Origin of the sequence: Streptomyces flavofungini, from assembly GCF_014650815.1 — a bacterium.
GTDB classification, from domain to species: Bacteria; Actinomycetota; Actinomycetes; order Streptomycetales; family Streptomycetaceae; genus Streptomyces; species Streptomyces flavofungini.
This window is the reverse complement of the sequence record NZ_BMVR01000008.1, coordinates 1-18,097: the sequence shown is the minus strand read 5'-3', so window position 1 is coordinate 18,097 and position 18,097 is coordinate 1. Positions and strand designations below refer to the sequence as shown.

Below are 18,097 nucleotides of genomic sequence, written 5' to 3'. Positions count from 1 at the left end.
CGAGCACCACCCCGCCGTCCGGCACGGCGGCGCCCCCTGCCCACCAACACGACGACAGGAGTACGACGTGGGGACCGTAACGATCGGTGTGTCGATCGCGGTCCCGGAGCCACACGGCAGCCTCCTCCAGGAGCTGCGCGCCGGCTTCGGGGACCCCGCCGCGCACGGCATCCCCACGCACGTCACCCTCGTGCCGCCGACCGAGGTGGAGTCCGGGGCGCTGCCCGCCATCGAGGCCCATCTGGCCTCGGTCGCCGCCGCGGGGCGGCCCTTCCCGATGCGGCTTTCCGGGACGGGAACCTTCCGGCCGCTGTCGCCCGTCGTGTTCGTACAGGTCGTCGAGGGCGGCTCGGCCTGCTCCTGGCTCCAGGAACGTGTCCGCGACACCGCGGGCCCACTCGTACGGGAACTGCAGTTCCCGTACCACCCCCATGTCACCGTCGCCCACGGCATCGCCGAAGAAGCCATGGACCGGGCCTTCGAAGAGCTCGCCGAGTACGAGGCCGAGTGGCCCTGCACCGGGTTCGCGCTCTACGAGCAGGGGGCCGACGGGGTCTGGCGGAAGCTCCGTGAGTTCGCCTTCGGGGGGACGACAGTTCCCCCGCAGGCGGGTGCCCCCGCCGCGCGGGGTACGCTGCCCGCCCGCTGACCGGGCGGGACTCGGGGGGACCCGAGGGGTGCCGGACGGGGGCTTCGGTGAAGGCGTACAGAGCCGTGGCGAGTGCGATCGCCGGAGTGCTGCTCCTGGCCGGGTGCGGCGGGGACGGCGGTGGCTCCGGGGGCGACACGGACGACGCGGGCGGATCCCGCGCGCCGGGCGGGCCGGGCTCCGCCAAGGGCGGCTCCTGGAAGATCGTGCACATCGACAAGCAGGCCAGGGGCACGGTGGAGGCCGTCGCGGCCGCCGCCGACGACGACATCTGGGCGGCGGGCGCCGACCAGGGCGCGGCGCGCCCCGACAGCTACCTGCTGCGCTACGACGGCGCCAAGTGGCGGCGCACCCCGCTGCCCGCCGCACTGGGCGGACGCGTCTCCCAGCCCCGGCTCGACGCGTCCGGGCCCGACGACGTGTGGCTCCACGGCGTGGCGCCCGCGGTCGGCTCCCGCATCGCCCGCTGGGACGGCACCCGCTGGCGCGCCGTCCCCCGGCCGCCCGTCCGGGGTGCCGTCGGCGACCTCAAGGCCTTCGCGCCCGACGACGTCTGGGCGCTCGTCGGCGGACAGGCCGCGCACTGGGACGGCAGCCGCTGGACCGTCACCACGCTGCCCGCCGTCGCCAACCGGCTCGACGGGAGCTCCGGGGACAACGTGTGGGCCGTGGGGTACCGCGACAGCGGGCCCGGAGTGGGCGGCGCCGGGGGTGAGACGACGCAGCCCGCCGCCATGCGCTGGGACGCCCGCGCCCGCGCCTGGAAGCTCACGCCGACGCCCGCCTACCGCTTCCCCGACCCCGCCCCGCCGGAGCCCGGCGCCTCCCTCGACGGGGTGCTCGCCGTGTCCCGCGACGAGGTGTGGGCGTACGGCATGCACTCCTTCGACCAGGGCGAGTCGCCGACCGGGCCGTCCGCCGAGCGCGTCCTGCTCCGCTGGGACGGCGCGCGCTGGCGGCGGCAGGCGGACGCCGACACCGACCCCTGCCTGTCACGGCCGCCCGTCGCGCACGACGGTGCGGGTGGCGTGCTCTTCGAACGGCACCGGTTCCGCGCCGCCGACGGATCCTGCCGCAAGGTTCCCTGGGAGCGGCTGCCCGCCACCGGCGCGGTCACCGCGGCCGGCAAGCAGCAGTTGTGGTTCGAGCGGGTGGGACGGGTGCCGGGGACGAAGGGGTTCGTGGGGGGCGGGAAGGTGTATGTGATGCAGAGCGGGAATCCGTTGGTGCTGCCTGTGGTGGCTGTGTACGAGCCCTGAGGCGGGGGTGTCCCGGGACCGGGCCGGGGCGGGGCCGGACGGCGTGGGTGGGGGTTTCCGGGGGCGCGGTCAGACCGGTAGGCGGCGGAACACCGGGCGCGGTACGTGGCGCAGTGCCGACATCACCACGCGGAGCGCTCCCGGGACCCAGACCGTCTCCGAACGGCGGCGCAGGCCCGTTTCGATCGCCTCCGCCACCGCCTCCGGTGTCGTCGCCATCGGGGCCTCCTCCAGGCCCGCCGTCATCTTCGAGCGTACGAAGCCGGGGCGTACGACCATCACGTGCACGCCCGTGCCGTGCAGGGCGTCGCCCAGGCCCTGGGCGAAGGCGTCCAGGCCCGCCTTGCTCGAGCCGTAGATGAAGTTCGCCCTGCGGGCTCGTTCCCCTGCCACCGAGGACAGGACCACCAGGGAGCCGTGGCCCTGGGTCTGCAGTGCGCGGGCGCAGATCAGGCCCGCCGAGACCGCCCCCGTGTAGTTCGTCTGGGCCACCCTTACCGCCGCCAAGGGGTTGTCCTCGTCCTTCGCCTGGTCGCCCAGGATGCCGAAGGCCAGGAGCACCATGTCGATCTCGTTCTCCTCGAAGAGGGGGCCGAGGGCGGTCGGGTGGGACTCCGCGTCCAGGGCGTCGAAGGGGATCGTGCGGGCGTCCGCGCCTTGGGCGCGGAGGTGTTCCGCCGCCTTCTCCAAGGCGGGGGAGGGGCGGCCTGCCAGCCAGATCTTGTGGGTTCTGCGGGTGGCCAGACGGGTGGCTGTGGCCAGGGCGATCTCGGACGTGCCGCCGAGGATCAGCAGGGACTGGGGGGTGCCGAAGGCGTCCTTCATTCGGGGTCCTTTGGGGGGTGTGGTGTTGGGGGGTGCGGGTGGTGGCCCTGCGGGGCTTTCCCCAGTCCCGCCTCTTCCCGAAACCGGGGCTCCGCCCCGGGCCCCGGGGGGGGTGTTCCCTTCGGGTGGGACGGGTTGCCCCGATCGGCGCTTCGCGCCTCGTCCTCAAATGCCGGACGGGCTGAAAATTTCGCCGGAGGCGGGCTGGAGTGGGGCTGTGGGGTGGGCTGGGGCGGGGGCTCCAGGGGGTCAGAGGTTCAGGCGGCGGGAGAGGTCTGAGCGGAAGAGGGCGTGGGGGTCGAGGGATTGGCGGAGGGTGCGGAAGGCCTCGAGGTGGGGGTACATCGTGGTGAGGGTGGTGGGGTGCAGGCGGGAGTCCTTGGCCAGGTAGACGCGGCCGCCCGCGGTGGCCACTTCGGTGTCCAGGTCGTCCAGGAACGGGGCCAGGCCCGGGAGGTTCGCGGGGATGTCCAGGGCCAGGGTCCAGCCGGGCATGGGGAAGGAGAGCCAGCCGGGGTCCGCGTCGCCGAAGCGTTTGAGGACGGCGAGGAAGGAGGGGCAGCGGTGGGCCGAGATGCGGTGCACGATGCGGCGGAGGGTTTCCTCCTGGCCGTAGCCGACGACGAACTGGTACTGGATGAAGCCGCCGCGGCCGTACACGCGGTTCCAGTGCGGGACGCCGTCCAGGGGGTGGAAGAAGGTGGCGAGCTTCTGGATCTGGGCGGTGCGGGAGCGGGGCGCCTTGCGGTACCAGAGCTCGTTGAAGAGGCCCACTGAGCGCGGTCCGAGGAGCCCCTCGGGGATGAAGCGGGGCGCGGCCGGGAGCTGCCGGGGGCGGAAGGCGAGGGGGGCGGTGCGGGCGCGGGCGGGCAGCGCGTCCAGGGGGGCGTGGTCGCCGCGGGTGAGGACCGCGCGGCCGGTCGCGGCGCCGCGGGCCAGGAGGTCGATCCAGGCGACGGAGTAGCGGTAGCGGTGGTCCGTGGCGGTGAGGCGGGCCATCAAGTCGTCGAGGTCGGTGGCGCGTTCGGTGTCGACGGCCATCAGGGACGTCTCCACCGGGTGCAGCTGGAGCACGGCGGAGAGGATCACTCCCGTCAGGCCCATCCCGCCCGCCGTCGCGTTGAAGAGAGGGGTGCCCGGCTCGACGGTGCGTACCGTGCCGTCCGCCGTGAGCAGGTCGAGCGACCGGACGTGGCGGGCGAACGAGCCGGACACATGGTGGTTCTTGCCGTGGATGTCGGCGCCGATCGCCCCGCCGACGGTGACGTACCGGGTCCCGGGGGTCACCGGCACGAACCAGCCCAGCGGCAGCAGCACTTCCATCAGGCGGTGCAGCGAGACACCCGCGTCGCACACCACCGTGCCCGCGTCCGCGTCGATGGCGTGCACGCGGTCCAGGCCCGTCATGTCGAGGACCGCGCCGCCCGCGTTCTGCGCGGCGTCCCCGTACGCGCGCCCGAGCCCGCGCGCGATGCCGCCGCGCTCGGCGCAGGCGCGCAACGCGTCCACCGCCTCCTCGTGCGTGCGGGGGCGCACGACGTGGGCGGCGGAGGGGGCGGTCCGGCCCCAGCCGGAGAGGGGGACGGGGGGCGGCGGGGGAGCTGATGGCGGGGTCGCTGACATGCCAGTGACCGTATCGCCCGTAATTGGAGGGGTTGGTCACCTCCATGACTCCCCTCACCGAAATGGGTGATTGAGGGAGTGTCATTCAAGATTGCCATAGTTATTGAGGGATTTGGTAGAAGAGTCGATATGTGATTAATCAGAGGAATGTGGATGAGAGGGAAGCAGGGGGCGGTGGTGTGCCGCGTGCCGTCGGCCGCGGACTGCCGCACGCCGCCGACCTCGGCGTACTGCGTGCCGCCGACCTCAAGCTGCTGGCCGCGCTGCGCGACTGCGGGCGCGACCCGCGCGTGGCCGCCGCCGCCCGCGCCCTGTCGTGGAGCGGCGAGCACGGCGCGCTCTGGCTCGCCGCGGGCCTCGCGGGCGCCGCGCTCGACCGGGAGCGGCGCGCCGACTGGCTGCGCGGCACGGCGCTGACCGCGGCGGCGCACCTGGCCAGCATGGGCGTGAAGCGGATCGTGCGGCGCCCGCGCCCCGGCCACGTAGAGCCCCTGGTGCGCACCGCGGGCCGCCACTCCTTCCCCAGCTCGCACGCCGCGTCGGCCGTCGCCGCCGCCGTCGCGTACGGCGCGCTGCGCCCGGCCGGAGCCCGCCTCGTGCCGCCGCTGGCCGCCGCGATGTGCGTGTCCCGCATGGTCGTCGGCGTGCACTACCCGTCGGACGTCGCGGCGGGCGCGGCCCTCGGCGCCGTCGCCGCCCGGGCGGGCGCCACGTGGACGGGAGCCCGCACCGATGGCTGAACGCACCGCCGTCCTGGAGCGGAAACCCCCCGTCGGCCCCGGACACCCCCCACCCGGCCCCGTCGCCCTCCCGCTGGGTCTCCTGAAGACCGCCCGGCCCCGTCAGTGGGTCAAGAACGTCCTGGTCATCGCCGCCCCCGCCGCCGCGGGCGAGCTGTTCTCGCGGCACGCGCTGACCCAAGTCGCCCTCGTCTTCGGCCTGTTCACCGCCGCTGCCGCCGCCGTCTACCTCATCAACGACGCCCGCGACGCCGACGCCGACCGCGCCCACCCCACCAAGTGCCGTCGCCCCGTCGCCGCCGGACAGGTCCCGGTGGCCGTCGCGTACGCCGTCGGCGGGCTGCTCGCCGTCCTGGCGCCCGCCGCCGCGGCCGTCCTGTGCACCCCGCTCACGGCGGTGCTGCTCGGCGCGTACGTGGTGATGCAGCTCGCGTACTGCGTGAGCCTCAAGCACGTCCTCGTCGTCGACCTCGCCGTCGTCACCACCGGATTCCTGATGCGGGCGATGATCGGCGGGGTCGCGCTCGGCATCCCGCTGTCGCGCTGGTTCCTGATCACCACCGGGTTCGGGGCGCTGTTCATGGTGTCCGCCAAGCGCTACTCCGAGGCCGTGCAGATGGAGCGGGCAGCGGCGGCGGCCGCGGCGGCCGGGCGGACCCGACGGATCGGCGCCACCCGCGCGTTGCTCACCGAGTACACGACCGGCTATCTGCGGTTCGTGTGGCAGCTCGCGGCCGGGGTCGCGGTCCTCGCGTACTGCCTGTGGGCGATGGAGAGCGGCGGCATCGAGGGCGCCGGGCTGCTGCCGTGGCGGCAGTTGTCGATGGTCGCCTTCATCCTCGCGATCCTGCGGTACGCCGTGTTCGCCGACCGGGGCACGGCCGGTGAGCCCGAGGACGTCGTGCTCCGCGACCGCGCGCTCGCGCTGATCGGCCTGGTGTGGCTCGCCATGTACGGGTTCGCGGTCGCGGACTGGTGAGGGGTTCCCCGGTCCGGCGGCTGCGCGCCGCCGGGCCCGAGCTGGCCGCGTTCGCCGCGGTCGGCCTGTGCGCGTACGCGGCCGACCTCGGGCTCTTCCTCTGGCTGCGCGGGCCCGTCGGCCTCGACCCGCTCACCGCCAAGGCCCTGTCGTTCGTGGCCGGATGCAGCGTGGCGTACACCGGCAACGCCCTCGGCACCTATCGGCACGCGGCGGACGGCGGCGCGCCGGACGGGATCTCGCGGCTGCGCCAGTACGGGATCTTCTTCGCCGTCAACGTCGCGGGCGCCCTCGTCCAGCTGCTGTGCCTGGCGGTCTCGCACTACGGCCTGGGCCTCACCTCGCGGCGCGCCGACACGGTCTCCGGGGCGGGAATCGGGATGGCACTGGCCACCGTCCTGCGATTCTGGGGTACCCGGACCCTGGTGTTCCGTTACCGGGGCGCGGCAACCGCACAGCTGAGGCAGGCGAGACAGGTGACGCAGACGACATGGACTGGCTGAAGAAGCTCCCCGGCATCGGGCCGCTCGTCGAGCGGCTCATGCGCACACACGCGTGGCACTCCTACGAACGGCTCGACCGCGTCCACTGGTCCCGGCTCGCGGCCGCGATGACGTTCATCAGCTTCATCGCGCTCTTCCCGCTGATCACCGTGGCCGCCGCGATCGCCGCCGCCACGCTCAGCACGAGCCAGGTGAAGCGCATCGAGGACAAGATCTCCGAGCAGGTGCCGGGGATCTCCGACCAGCTCGACCTGGACGCCCTGATCGCCAACGCGGGCACCGTCGGGGTGGTCGCGGGCGCGCTGCTGCTGTTCACCGGCGTGGGCTGGGTCGGCTCGATGAGGGAGTGCCTGCGTGCGGTCTGGGAGCTCGACGACATCGACGAGAACCCGGTCCTGCGCAAGCTCAAGGACCTCGTCGTGCTCGCCGGGCTCGGCGGCGCGGGCCTCGCCTCGCTGCTCGCCTCCACCGTGGCCTCCACGGCGGTCGGCTGGACGGCCGACCAGCTCGGCGTCGACCGGGACGGCGCCGGTGGCGTGCTCCTGCAGATCCTCGCCTTCGCCATCGCCGTCCTCGCGGACTTCCTGCTCCTGCTGTACGTCCTGACGCTGCTGCCCGGCGTACAGCCGCCCCGTCGCGCGCTGCTCGTCGCCGCGCTGATCGGCGCGGCCGGGTTCGAGCTCCTGAAGGTGCTGCTCGGCAGCTATATGAAGGGCGTCGCGGCGAAGAGCATGTACGGCGCCTTCGGTACGCCCGTGGCGCTGCTGCTGTGGATCAACTTCACCGCGAAGCTGCTGCTGTTCTGCGCGGCCTGGACGGCGACCCGCAGGGGCGGGGACACGGCGGAGACGGAACGTACCGAGGACGGGACGGACCCCGCCGCGGCGGCGGCCGAAGCGGGCCCCGCCACCACGGCCGACGCAGCGGGCCCCGCCACGACGGCGGAGCCCGCGAAGCCCGTCAGGAGCGGCGGCGACGCACCAGGTCGGGCAGCGGCCAGCGGCGGTTGAGGAGGAACAGGCCGCCCGCGATCAGCGCGAGCACACCGGCGGTGACGCCGAGCGCCACGCCCATGCCGCCGGACTTGCCGTCGGAGGAGCTGGCCGCGTTCTCGGCGCCGCCCGCCTGCCCCTTGGGCGCGCCCTTGCCGGAGCCCGTGCTCGCGCCCTTGGGGGCGACCAGCTCGCCGACCGGCTTCACCTTGCCGCTGGCGGCGAAGCCCCAGTCGAGCAGGCGGGCCGTCTCCCGGTAGACCGCGTGGTCCTCGCCGGAGTCGGGGTTCATGACGGTGACGAGCAGCACCTTGCCGTCGCGCTCGGCGACGCCCGTGAAGGTGTTGCCCGCGTTCGTCGTGGAGCCGTTCTTGACGCCCGCGATGCCCTTGTACGGCTCCATGCCCAGGTCGCCGGTCAGCAGCCGGTTGGTGTTCTGGATCTCGAAGGGGTCCCGCTTCGTCTTGCCCTTGTTCTTGCCCTTCTTGATCTTCTCCGTCTGGCCGGGGAACTTCGCGGTGGCCGTCGAGCAGTACTCGCGGAAGTCCTTCTTCTGCAGTCCGGAGCGGGCGAAGAGGGTCAGGTCGTACGCGGACGACACCTGGCCCTTCTCGTCGTAGCCGTCGGGCGTGACGACGTTGGTGTCGAGGGCCTGCAGCTCCTCGGCGTGCGCCTGCATGTCCTTGACGGTCTGCGCGACGCCGCCGTTCATCGACGACAGGACGTGCACCGCGTCGTTGCCGGAGCGCAGGAAGACGCCGAGCCACAGGTCGTGGACGGAGTACGTCTCGTTCTCCTTGACGCCGACCAGGCTGCTGCCCGCGCCGATGCCCTCCATGTCCTTCAGCTCGACCTTGTGCTTCTGGGTCTTCGGGAACTTCGGGAGCACCGTGTCCGCGAACAGCATCTTCAGGGTGGAGGCCGGGGCGAGCCGCCAGTGCGGGTTGTGCGCGGCGAGGACCTCGCCGGTCTCGGCGTCCGACACCATCCAGGAGCGGGCCGACAGCTTCTTCGGCAGCACCGGGGCGCCGCCCCGCAGGTCCACCTGCGTACCCGGCTTGCCGAGGCGCGCGCCGCCGACGGTCGACATCGACGCGGGCGGCTTCGGCTTGCCCGTCTCATCGGCGCCGCCGCCCGGTTTGTCGTCCGCGAACGCGGGGGCGGCGGTCGACAGGGACAGCAGCGTCGCCGTGGCGAGCAGCACGGCGGTCTTCTTGGACACAGGCACGGACGGAAGCGTACGGGGCCGCGCCGGGGCCTCCGCCGCCGAGGTCGGGTCGGCCCCCGCCGCCGTCCCACCAGGGCGGGACGCCCCACCCCGAAGGCCACGCGGCAGGCCGGATCGTGATACTGAGCGTATGAAGCTCAGCCGCCCCGTCTCCTGGTTCCTGCTCGCCTTCGGCGTGTGGAGCTGGTTCATCTGGATCACTTTCGTCAAGAACCTGTGGAAGGACGGCAGCGGGCTCGCCTTCGACGACGCGGGCGATCCGACGGGTTACTTCTGGGTGCACCTGACGCTCGCCGTTGTCTCCTTTGCCTTGGGGACGGTGGTAGGGACCATCGGGTTCCGTGGCGTCCGGGCACTGCGCCGAACGTCATAGCCATGGGTGTCCTTCTGGGTGTGCTCATCGGGGCAGGAGTGATCGCCGCTTTCGGCGGGCTGCTCTGGTACGTGTGGCGCCGCGTCGTCCGCGACACCACGCGCCCCCGCACGCGCTGGCGCCGGATCGGCACGGTCGTCTTCTTCGCGGGCCCGGTCCTGATGTTCGCGGCCCTGGCGGCGGAGCGCGGCGGCGCCCCGTTCCTGCTCCAGCAGGTCCTGGCGTGGCCGGGCTTCCTGTGGATGGCGTTCGCGCTGTATCTGCTGCTGGCGTTGGTGGCGGGGGAGGCGGTGCGTCCGCTGCTGCGCCGCTGGCTGACGTCCAGGGAGCCGTCGCTGAGCGTTCCGGCGCCGGATCCAGCCCGTCCGGCGCTGGAGGGCGAGCCGGATCCAGCCCGCCCGGCGCTTGAGGACGAGGCCCGAAAGGCCGGCGAAGCGGGGACAGGGGCGCAGCCCCATCAGCCCGAAGGGCCACACCGGAACGACCCCGAAGGGGCACGGCGGAAGGCCCGGGCGGAGCCCCGAAAGGGCGAGGCCGGGGACCTGACCCGGCGCCTGTTCGTGTCCCGGGCGGTGGCGGGCGCCGCGGTCACCGCAGCCGCTGCGACGGTCGGCTACGGCACGTACAACGTCCTCAAGGGCCCGCGGATCAAGCGCGTCACCGTCCCGCTGGCCAAACTCCCCCGCGCCGCGCACGGCTACCGCATCGCCGTGGTGAGCGACATCCACCTGAGCCCCGTCCTGGGCGAGAGCTTCGCCCGCCGGGTCGTGGACACGGTCAACTCCACCCAGCCCGACCTGATCGCGGTGGTCGGCGACCTGGTCGACGGCGACGTGGCGGACCTGGCCGGGGCGGCCCGCCCCCTGGCGGACCTACGGGCGCGTCAGGGCGCCTTCTTCGTCACGGGCAATCATGAGTATTTCTCGGGCGCCGACCAGTGGGTCGACCACGTCCGGGAGCTGGGCCTGCGCCCCCTGGAGAACGCCCGCACCGAACTGCCGTACTTCGACCTCGCCGGGGTCAACGACGTACAGGGCGAGGGAGAGGGCGAAGGGCCCGACTTCGCCAAGGCGCTCGGTGACCGCGACCGCACCCGGACCTCCGTCCTCATGGCCCACCAGCCCGTCGTCATCCACGACGCGGTCGAGCACGGCGTGGACCTGCAGCTCTCCGGCCACACGCACGGCGGCCAGCTCTGGCCCAACAACTTCATCGCCGACCTCGCCAACCCGACGCTCGCGGGCCTGGAGCGCTACGGCGACACCCAGCTGTACGTGACGCGCGGCGCCGGGGCGTGGGGCCCGCCCGTGCGGGTGGGCGCCCCGTCCGACATCACGGTGGTGGAGCTGGCGTCCCCGCGGGCGTGAACGGGCCGGGGCCGAAGGTCTCGGCGGGGGACGCGCCGCCCGTGCCCGCGGCCCGCTCCGGTGGCTGCGGCGCCCGGTGCGGGGGCTCCGTGGGAAGCGGCGGCGCCGGACGGGGCGGGGCGGGCGTGCGCGGCAGGGTGACCAGGACGGTGAGGCCCTCGCCGGGCTCCGTATGGACCGAGACGCCACCGCCGTGGGCGCCCACCACCCCGTGCACGATGGCCATGCCGAGGCCGCTGCCCGCCCCCCGGCCCGCCCGGAAGAAGCGGTCGAAGACCCGGGCCGCGTCGGCCGCCGAAAGACCGGGCCCCCGGTCGGCCACGGTCAGGCGGACCACGTCACCGGCCCGGACGAGGGCGAGCCGCACGGGCGCGTCGGGGGGCGTGTGCGTACGGACGTTGGCCAGCAGGTTCGCGAGCACCTTCCGCAGCCCCTGCTCGTCGGCCTGGACGAGGATCGCGCCGTCCGCGGACACCGTGAGCGGCCGGTCCGGCTCCTGGGCCCGCAGGTCGTCCGCCGCGTCCCGCACCAGGCGGCTCAGGTCGACCGAGCGGAAGCGGAGTTCGGGCTGCTGGTCCAGGCGGGCCAGGGTGAGCAGCTCCGCCACGAGGTGGTTCATGCGGTCGGCCTCGGCGTTGACGCGGTCCCAGGCGCGGCTGCGGTCCTCGGGGGTGCTCAGCATCCCCTTGTCGTACAGCTGGAGGTAGCCGCGGATCGCGGACAGCGGGGTCCGCAGCTCGTGCGAGGCGTCCGCGACGAACTGGCGCAGCTGGGCCTCGCTGCGCTCGCGCGTCGCGAACGCCGCCTCGACCTGCTGGAGCATGGAGTTGAGCGCGAGCCGCAACTGCTCGGTCTCCATCACGGCGGCGCGGTTGGACGGCACGCGCCGCTTCAGGTCGCCGTCGGCGATCGCGGACGCCGTCTCCACCATGTCCTCCAGCGGGCGCAGGCGCTGGTGCGCGGCGACCATCGTGAGGACCGCGAGCAGGCTGAGCAGGACGGCGCCGAAGGCGAGGTCGAGCTTGAGGGCCTTGCCGACGCCCGACTGCACGTTCTCCGTCGACGACGCCATGAGCAGCACCGAGTCGTCCTCCAGGCGCACTCCGATCGCGCGGTAGGAGTCGCCGCCGAGCGTCACGTCCTGCGGCGTGGCGTGGCGCGCGAACCTCTTCGGGTCGCCGACGGTCCGCGCCAGTTCGTACTCGCGGGCGCTCGGCGGCAGCGTGCCGATGTCGACGGGCGTGCCCGAGGCGTCCACCGCCAGGAACGCCGACTCCACGAGGCGAAGGCCGTCGGCCTTCTTGGAGCCCTCCGACAGCCGCTCCAGGGAACTGAGGCCGGTGTGGCTCTGGATCTCCTCCAGGGTGAGGCCGCTGTTGCGCAACGCCGTGCGGGACACGGTCAGTTCGGAGTCGACGTTGTCGAGCAGATAGTGCCGCATGCCCATCAGGCTCACGGCGGTCGCCGCCACGATGCCGAGGGCGAGCAGCGCCACGTTCACGAGCGTGAGCCGGGCGCGCAGCGAGCCCATCCCGAACCGTCCGACCGGCCCCCGGCCGAAGCGCGGGGCGCGGGCGGGGGTGGTGCGCGCGGGCGCGGTGGCGCGTGGGCGCAGCAGGGTGCGCAGCAGGAAGGCGGGGCGCGGGCCGGGGGCGCGGAGCCTCATGCCAGCCCGTACCCGACGCCGCGCCGCGTCATGATCAGCGGCGGCCCCACCTGGTCGAGCTTGCGCCGCAGATAGCTGATGTAGGTCTCGACGACGGTCGACTCCGCCGCGTGCTCGATGTTCCACACATGCCGCAACAACTGCTCCTTGGGCACGATCCGGCCGCCGTTGCGGACCAGGAAGCGCAGCAGCGCGTACTCGGTCGGGGTGAGCTGCACCGACCCGCCCTCGCGCCGCACCACGTACGTCGTCTCGTCCAGCTCCAGGTCGCCGTAGCGCAACGGCGGCCGCTGCGGCAGTACGTCGTGGGGGCGCACCCGGCGCAGCACCGCGCCGATGCGGGCCACGACCTCGTCGATGTTGAACGGCTTGGTGATGTAGTCGTCGCCGAAGCCGAGCGCGCCCACGACCTCCGCGGGCGCGTCCCGCGCGGTGAGGAAGACGAGCGCCAAATCGGGCCGCCGCGCCCGCAGTTCCCGCCCCAGGGCGCGCCCGTCGCCGTCGGGCAGCATCACGTCGAGCAGCGCGCAGTCGGGGCGGGTGCGGTCGGCGGCGCTGAGCGCCTCGCGGACCGTGCCCGCGGTCATCACGTCGAAGTGGTGGTAGCGCAGGGCGATGGCGAGGACGTCGGCGATGGACGGCTCGTCCTCGACGACGAGCACGGTCGCGCGACCGCGCGCGGCCGTGGGCCCGGCGGCCGAGGCGGCTGCGGCAGCTGTTCCCCGATGACCTTCGGCGTGGCTCATGTCCCCAGTATCCGCACGGGCGTTGCGCGGAAGGCGAGTCCTCCCCTTGGAGTTCCTTGAGAATCACGGCCGTGACGCGCCGTTCGCCGACCGGACCCCTGATGCTGGGCGCGAACCCCCGGAATCCACTGCTGACGGCGGGGACCACAACCGGAGACCGGAACCGGAATCCACACGGAGCGAAGGAGCGTGCGTCGTGGCGGCATGGGCGCGGTGGTGCTACCGGCACCGCCTGGCGGTCGTCGTGCTGTGGCTGGCCGCGCTGTTCGGCCTGGCCGCCGCGGGCGGCTCCGCCGGCACCGCGTACTCCAACGTCTTCTCCCTGCCCGACACGGACTCCGCGCGCGCCCACGACCTGATGACCAAGGCGTTCCCGGAGCGCGGCGGCGACACCGACACCGTGGTGTGGAAGACCGGTGCGGCCTCCTCGGTCCGCGAGGGCGCCGTCCGCGACCGGATCGAGCCCGCGCTCCGGCGGATCGCCGCCCTGGACGGCGTGGGCGCGGTCACGAGCCCGTACGCGGCCGGGCCGGGCGCCGCCGCGCAGGTCAGCGCCGACGGGCGGATCGCGTACGCGCAGGTCACGTTCGCCCGCCAGGCCAACGAGATCCCCAAGGGCCTGATCCAGCGGGTCGTGGACACCGCCCGGGCCGCCGAAGCGGAGGGCCTGCAGGTCGAGTTGGGCGGCCAGGCCGTCGCCCGCACCCAGAAGCCGCCCGTCGGCGTCTCGGAGGCCGTCGGCGTCGCGGCCGCCGCCGTCGTACTCCTCCTCGCCTTCGGCTCGCTCTTCGCGATGCTCCTGCCGATCCTCACCGCCGTGTTCGCCGTCGGCACCGGCGTGCTCGCCACGATGCTGCTCAGCCACGTCACGGACATACCCGAAGTGGCGCCGCTGCTCGGCTCGTTGATCGGCCTCGGCGTCGGCATCGACTACGCCCTCCTCATCGTCACGCGGCACCGCCGGGGCATCCTGCACGGCCTGGCACCGCAGGAGTCCGCGGTGCGGGCCCTCAACACCTCGGGTCGCGCGGTGCTGTTCGCGGGCGGCGCGGTGTGCGTCGCGCTCGCCGGGATGCTCGTGCTGAACCTGCGCTTCCTGGACGGCGTGGTGATCGCCGCGTCCCTGACGGTGGGGCTCGGCGTCCTCGCCGCCAGCACGCTGCTCCCCGCCCTGCTGGGCATCCTCGGCGTACGGGTGCTCAGCCGCCGCCGGCGCCGTGCCCTCGCCGCGTCCGGGCCCGAGCCCGACGGGCCCGGCGGCCGCACCGCCCGCTGGTCCGCCTTCGTGCAGCGCCGCCCGCGCGCCGTCGGCGTGCTCGCGGTCGCCGTCATGGCGGCGCTCGCCATCCCGCTCCTCTCGCTCCGCCTCGGCGCCACCGACCAGGGCGCCCACCAGGAGTCGACGACCACCCGGCAGGCCTACGACCTGCTCGCCGAGGGCTTCGGCCCCGGCTCCAACGGACCCCTCCAGGTCGTCGTGGACAAGCCGGGACCCGATGCCGCCGCGGGCCTGGTGCGGCGCATCCGCGACACCGAGGGCGTCGCCCGCGTGCACGCGGCCCCGCCCTCCGCCACCGCCGACACCACCGTCATCGAGGTCGTGCCGACCACCTCGCCGCAGTCCCGGGAGACGCACCGGCTCATCGACCGGCTGCGCGGCGACGTCCTGCCCGAGGCCGGGGCGGACGCCCATGTGGGCGGCGTGACCGCCGTGTTCAAGGACTTCGCGGCGGAGACGGCCGAGAGGCTCCCGTACTTCGTGGGCGCCGTCGTCGTGCTCGGCTTCCTGCTGCTCCTGATCGCCTTCCGCTCCCTCGTGGTGCCCCTGACGGCGGTCCTGATGAACCTGATCGCGGCGGCCGCGTCCTTCGGGGTGCTCGTCGCGGTGTTCCAGTGGGGCTGGGGCGGCGAGCTGCTCGGCCTCGGCAAGGAGGGGCCCAGCACGGCCTTCCTGCCCGTCGTGATGCTGTCGCTGCTCTTCGGCCTGTCGATGGGCCACCAGGTGTTCCTGGTCAGCCGCATGCGCGAGGAGTGGACGCACACCCACGACCACGCCCGCGCGGTCCGCGTCGGCCTCGCCGAGACCGGCCGCGTCATCAACTGCGCGGCGCTCATCATGATCTGCGTGTTCTCCGCGTTCGTCCTCAGCGGCGACAGGGAGGGCGCGATGGCCGGGATCGGCCTCGCCGTCGCCGTCGCCCTCGACGCCTTCATCCTGCGGACGGCCCTCGTGCCCGCCGCGATGCACCTCCTCGGCCGTGCCAACTGGTGGCTCCCGGCCTGGCTCGACCGCCGGCTGCCGCACCTGGCCGTCGAGCCCGAGGAGGCGGAGCCGCCCGCCCCGGAGGACCTGGAGGTCCTGGTGGCGGCGGCCCTCGGTACCCCACGCCCGCCGGTCCCTCCGGCCTCCCCCGGCCCGGGGGGCCCGGCGGGCGTGAGTGGATCCACCGGGGTGAATCCCTACGGGGCCGCGCACGCGTACGAAGCGGAGGCGGGCGGCCGCGGCACCTCCGGGGACGCGGCCAAGGCGCTGCCCCGTTACGACGGCCAGGGGTCCGCGACCCCGTACGGCCCCTGCCGACCCGGGCGCCGGACTGCCCCCGGCGCCCGCACCCCCGGCGTCCCCGGCCCGCGCGCACCCGGAGCATCCGGGCGTCGCGGCAGGGCCGGGCGACGCGGCACACCGACGGAGGACGACGCACCCATGGAAAGCGGTGACCCCCTGGCCGGCGGCGCGCCCGGACCGCACGCCCCCGTCGTCCACGGCTTCATCATCACGCCGGACGGCGACCCCATCCACAGCGTGACCCTGACCCTGCTGTCCAAGGGCGGCGGCCAACTGGACCGGGTGTCGTCCCTGGCCGACGGCTCCTACATCCTCGCCGCCCCCGCGCCCGGCGTGTACCTGCTCTCGGCGACAGCCCCCGGGTACGCCTCGAAGGCCCGCCACATCATGCTCGGCGACGGGCCGTTGACGTACGACCTGGAGCTGGTGGAGGCGGTCGGCGGCGGGGTGAACGCCGTGACCTGACCCGGACCGGCCCGGCTGACCCGGGCCGAACCCGACCTGGACTTGGCGGGTGGGCGGAGCTGCACCCGCCCACCGGCCTCACCGCCGGGACGCCCGCCCGCCCGTGACCCGAGCCCACGGGAAGGCGAGCGGGGGAACCGGCACAGCGGTGGCCGCCCACCCGTGGGGGCGGCCACCGCTGCTCAGGCAGTGCGGCCACTGCGGACAGCGCCCCCGCCCGGGGTCGGGCCCGCCGCCCGACGAACCGCGCCCGGGGCCGCCCCGCCGCTTCCGCGGCGCCTCACCGCCCGGCCGCTGCCGCTGTGTCTCACCGGTCAACTGCGCCCGCAGCCGCCGCAGTCCGCGGTACAGCGCCATCCGGACGGCCCCCGGCCGCTTGCCGAGGACACGGGCCGCGCTCGGCCCGTCCATGCCGATCACCACGCCGAGGTAGACGGCCCGGCCCTGGTCCGGCGGCAGCGCGGCGACCAGGTCCAGGGCGTCGTCGGTCGCCAGCGCCTCCAGGGCCTCCGCCGCGGTGTCACGGGAGTCCGGTACGTCGAGGGCGTCGCCGTCGGCGAGGCTCAGCCGGGGGCGGCTCAGGCGGCGGCGGATGTGGTCGCGGGCGCGGTTGCGGGCGATGACGGCGGCCCAGCGGCGGAAGTCGCCCCCGTCGCCGGTGAACCGGTGCAGATCACGGGCGATCTGCAGCCACGCCTCGGACGCCACGTCCTCCGACTCGTCCCCCACGATGCCGCGCACATAGCCGAGCAGCCCCGGGTGCACCCACTGGTACACCGCCGCGAACGCGGCCTCGTCGCCCTCCTTGGCGGCGGCGAGGGCACGGGTCAGCGCCGCGTCACCGATCCTCGTACGCCCCCGGCGGCCGTCCGGCCCTCGGTCCTCACGCTGTTGGTCCCCACCCGCGCCCACGCGCTCCTCTTAACCCCCGCTGACACTGCGCACCGTGCCCGTGCCCCCCATGGCCCTGCGTCCCCGTGCGGCCGCGTGCCGCTAGCGCCGCGCGGGCTCCGGCTCCGCCTCGGGCACCGCGGCGGTCCGCCGTCCCGGCAGCGTCAGGTAGAAGGTCTGGAGGGACTCCGCGGCCCCCGCCTCGTACCGGTTGACGACCTTCCCCAGCGGGCTCCACACCCGCCCGTCCGGCATCCGCACGCCGACGGTCTGCCCGAAGAACTCCCGCTGGCTGTCGTCGAAGTCGATCCACGTGGCCCCCGCCCGGCGCACCAGGACCTCACCGACGTACGCCCCGAACCCGAACAGCGTCCCCGCGACCTCGGCCCGTTCGCGGCCGTCCTTGCGCAGTCCGTCGAGCACGAAGTCCACGACGCGCAGGCTCCGCACGGAGAAGTCCAAGGGCAATCGGTTGCGCTCCGTCACATGCGCGACGAACCGCCGCGTGTATCCGCGCATCTCGTCCGCTTTCGGCGGTCTCTTCCCCTCACCGGCCACTCTTCCCCACCCCTTTGACTCCGCGCCCGTGTGTGCGAGAGCACCGCACGTGCTCTCCGCTTAACAAGCGCAACCAGGATCCCAGGCGTCACGGGTGCCGCCGGTGTCCCTTCTCACACGCCCAACTCCTCGTGTCCATACAACCTTTGGGCGTGATCGGCTGTCCGTGAGTCGCTGTGGAATGTCCGATTTCGGTGGGGCGTGGTGAGGGAACGCCACCGTGCTGTACAACCGCCTCGCCCACCGGGTGAGTGCCCACCGGGTGAGTGCCCGTCGGGGGTGAGCGAGGAGGGGGTGAAGCGGTGGAGGGGTTGGAGATTCCCGGGCTTTCCGAGGCCGACATGGGGCTGGGCGTGGACGCCGTGGCGGGGCTGGGTGCGGAGGTCGGCGCGGGGCTGGGCGAGGAGGCCGTGGCGGGGCCGGGCGAGGAGGGGCCGGGCGAGGAGGTGGTGGAGCTGGGCGAGGCGGAGCGGGCGCGGCTCGTGGGGGAAGTGCCGGACCGGCGGGTGGTGTTGATCGGGGCGGCGGTGCTGGTGAGCTGTGCCGCCTTCGTCCTCGTCCTTCGGGGGCTGTACTAGCGGGGGGACGCCGCGCCGACCTGTCGGACAGGCCCTAGGTGTATTGATCACGAGCGTTGTTAACGCTGGCGGGGCTTGATCATGGCGAA

At 74.0% G+C, this 18,097-nt stretch carries 17 protein-coding genes; 10 read left to right on the top strand and 7 right to left on the bottom strand.

Annotation, left to right across the window (positions count from 1 at the left end):
- Nucleotides 1–67 precede the first annotated feature (67 nt).
- Nucleotides 68–649 carry a 2'-5' RNA ligase family protein gene (locus IE274_RS21510; RefSeq protein ID WP_190117501.1) on the top strand — a complete coding sequence of 194 codons (582 nt, stop codon included), beginning with the start codon at nt 68–70 and terminating at the stop codon, nt 647–649.
- 65 nt (nt 650–714) lie between these two features.
- Nucleotides 715–1,908 carry a hypothetical protein gene (locus IE274_RS21505; protein ID WP_190117500.1) on the top strand — a complete coding sequence of 398 codons (1,194 nt, stop codon included), beginning with the start codon at nt 715–717 and terminating at the stop codon, nt 1,906–1,908.
- A 69-nt stretch (nt 1,909–1,977) separates the two neighbouring features.
- Here the strand turns inward: IE274_RS21505 and dprE2 are convergent, their stop codons facing one another.
- Together dprE2 and dprE1 are read right to left on the bottom strand one after the other, a co-directional pair.
- Nucleotides 1,978–2,733, bottom strand: a complete 756-nt coding sequence (gene dprE2, locus IE274_RS21500; RefSeq protein ID WP_190117499.1) for a decaprenylphospho-beta-D-erythro-pentofuranosid-2-ulose 2-reductase — start codon at nt 2,731–2,733, stop codon at nt 1,978–1,980.
- A 249-nt stretch (nt 2,734–2,982) separates the two neighbouring features.
- Entirely contained in the window at nt 2,983–4,356 is a 1,374-nt protein-coding gene (gene dprE1, locus IE274_RS21495; RefSeq protein WP_190117498.1) for a decaprenylphosphoryl-beta-D-ribose oxidase, read from the bottom strand.
- Between the two features lie 230 nt (nt 4,357–4,586).
- On the opposite strand from dprE1, the gene IE274_RS21490 reads away from it, so the two are divergent.
- From IE274_RS21490 to IE274_RS21475, 4 genes are read left to right on the top strand one after another with little or no spacing between them, the layout of a single operon-like run.
- Entirely contained in the window at nt 4,587–5,096 is a 510-nt protein-coding gene (locus tag IE274_RS21490; protein WP_190117791.1) for a phosphatase PAP2 family protein, read from the top strand.
- Entirely contained in the window at nt 5,089–6,075 is a 987-nt protein-coding gene (locus IE274_RS21485) for a decaprenyl-phosphate phosphoribosyltransferase (RefSeq protein ID WP_190117497.1), read from the top strand. The genes IE274_RS21490 and IE274_RS21485 overlap by 8 nt, the downstream gene beginning before the upstream one ends.
- Nucleotides 6,072–6,578: a GtrA family protein gene (locus IE274_RS21480; RefSeq protein ID WP_190117496.1), complete on the top strand. Its 507-nt coding sequence runs from the start codon at nt 6,072–6,074 to the stop codon at nt 6,576–6,578. The genes IE274_RS21485 and IE274_RS21480 overlap by 4 nt, the downstream gene beginning before the upstream one ends.
- Nucleotides 6,566–7,588: a YihY/virulence factor BrkB family protein gene (locus IE274_RS21475; protein ID WP_190117495.1), complete on the top strand. Its 1,023-nt coding sequence runs from the start codon at nt 6,566–6,568 to the stop codon at nt 7,586–7,588. Before IE274_RS21480 ends, IE274_RS21475 begins: the two co-directional genes overlap by 13 nt.
- Here IE274_RS21475 and IE274_RS21470 read toward each other — a convergent pair.
- Nucleotides 7,539–8,798: a D-alanyl-D-alanine carboxypeptidase family protein gene (locus IE274_RS21470; RefSeq protein WP_372447071.1), complete on the bottom strand. Its 1,260-nt coding sequence runs from the start codon at nt 8,796–8,798 to the stop codon at nt 7,539–7,541. The genes IE274_RS21475 and IE274_RS21470 overlap by 50 nt on opposite strands.
- A gap of 130 nt (nt 8,799–8,928) precedes the next feature.
- Between IE274_RS21470 and IE274_RS21465 the strand changes: the two genes are divergently transcribed.
- Nucleotides 8,929–9,171, top strand: a complete 243-nt coding sequence (locus IE274_RS21465; RefSeq protein WP_190117493.1) for an SCO4848 family membrane protein — start codon at nt 8,929–8,931, stop codon at nt 9,169–9,171.
- Nucleotides 9,172–9,173: 2 nt separating this feature from the next.
- On the top strand, nt 9,174–10,538 hold the full coding sequence (locus tag IE274_RS21460) for a metallophosphoesterase (protein ID WP_190117492.1): 1,365 nt from the start codon (nt 9,174–9,176) through the stop codon (nt 10,536–10,538).
- Here the strand turns inward: IE274_RS21460 and IE274_RS21455 are convergent.
- Nucleotides 10,504–12,069 (bottom strand): sensor histidine kinase, encoded by a 1,566-nt coding sequence (locus IE274_RS21455; protein WP_190117790.1) that lies wholly within the window; start codon nt 12,067–12,069, stop codon nt 10,504–10,506. The two genes, IE274_RS21460 and IE274_RS21455, sit on opposite strands and share 35 nt — an antisense overlap.
- A 131-nt stretch (nt 12,070–12,200) precedes the next feature.
- On the bottom strand, nt 12,201–12,866 hold the full coding sequence (locus tag IE274_RS21450) for a response regulator transcription factor (RefSeq protein ID WP_190117789.1): 666 nt from the start codon (nt 12,864–12,866) through the stop codon (nt 12,201–12,203).
- A gap of 280 nt (nt 12,867–13,146) precedes the next feature.
- Between IE274_RS21450 and IE274_RS21445 the strand changes: the two genes are divergently transcribed.
- Complete coding sequence (locus tag IE274_RS21445; protein WP_229909709.1) at nt 13,147–15,981, top strand: MMPL family transporter; 2,835 nt, start codon at nt 13,147–13,149, stop codon at nt 15,979–15,981.
- Between the two features lie 78 nt (nt 15,982–16,059).
- On the opposite strand, the gene IE274_RS21435 is transcribed toward IE274_RS21445, so the two are convergent.
- Nucleotides 16,060–16,893 (bottom strand): RNA polymerase sigma factor, encoded by an 834-nt coding sequence (locus IE274_RS21435; protein ID WP_373305756.1) that lies wholly within the window; start codon nt 16,891–16,893, stop codon nt 16,060–16,062.
- Between the two features lie 81 nt (nt 16,894–16,974).
- The gene (locus IE274_RS21430; RefSeq protein ID WP_190117491.1) at nt 16,975–17,391 is read right to left on the bottom strand and encodes a hypothetical protein; all 417 of its coding nucleotides are present in this window, start codon (nt 17,389–17,391) and stop codon (nt 16,975–16,977) included.
- A gap of 341 nt (nt 17,392–17,732) precedes the next feature.
- Between IE274_RS21430 and IE274_RS21425 the strand changes: the two genes are divergently transcribed.
- Nucleotides 17,733–18,008: a hypothetical protein gene (locus IE274_RS21425; RefSeq protein ID WP_190117490.1), complete on the top strand. Its 276-nt coding sequence runs from the start codon at nt 17,733–17,735 to the stop codon at nt 18,006–18,008.
- Nucleotides 18,009–18,097 lie beyond the last annotated feature (89 nt).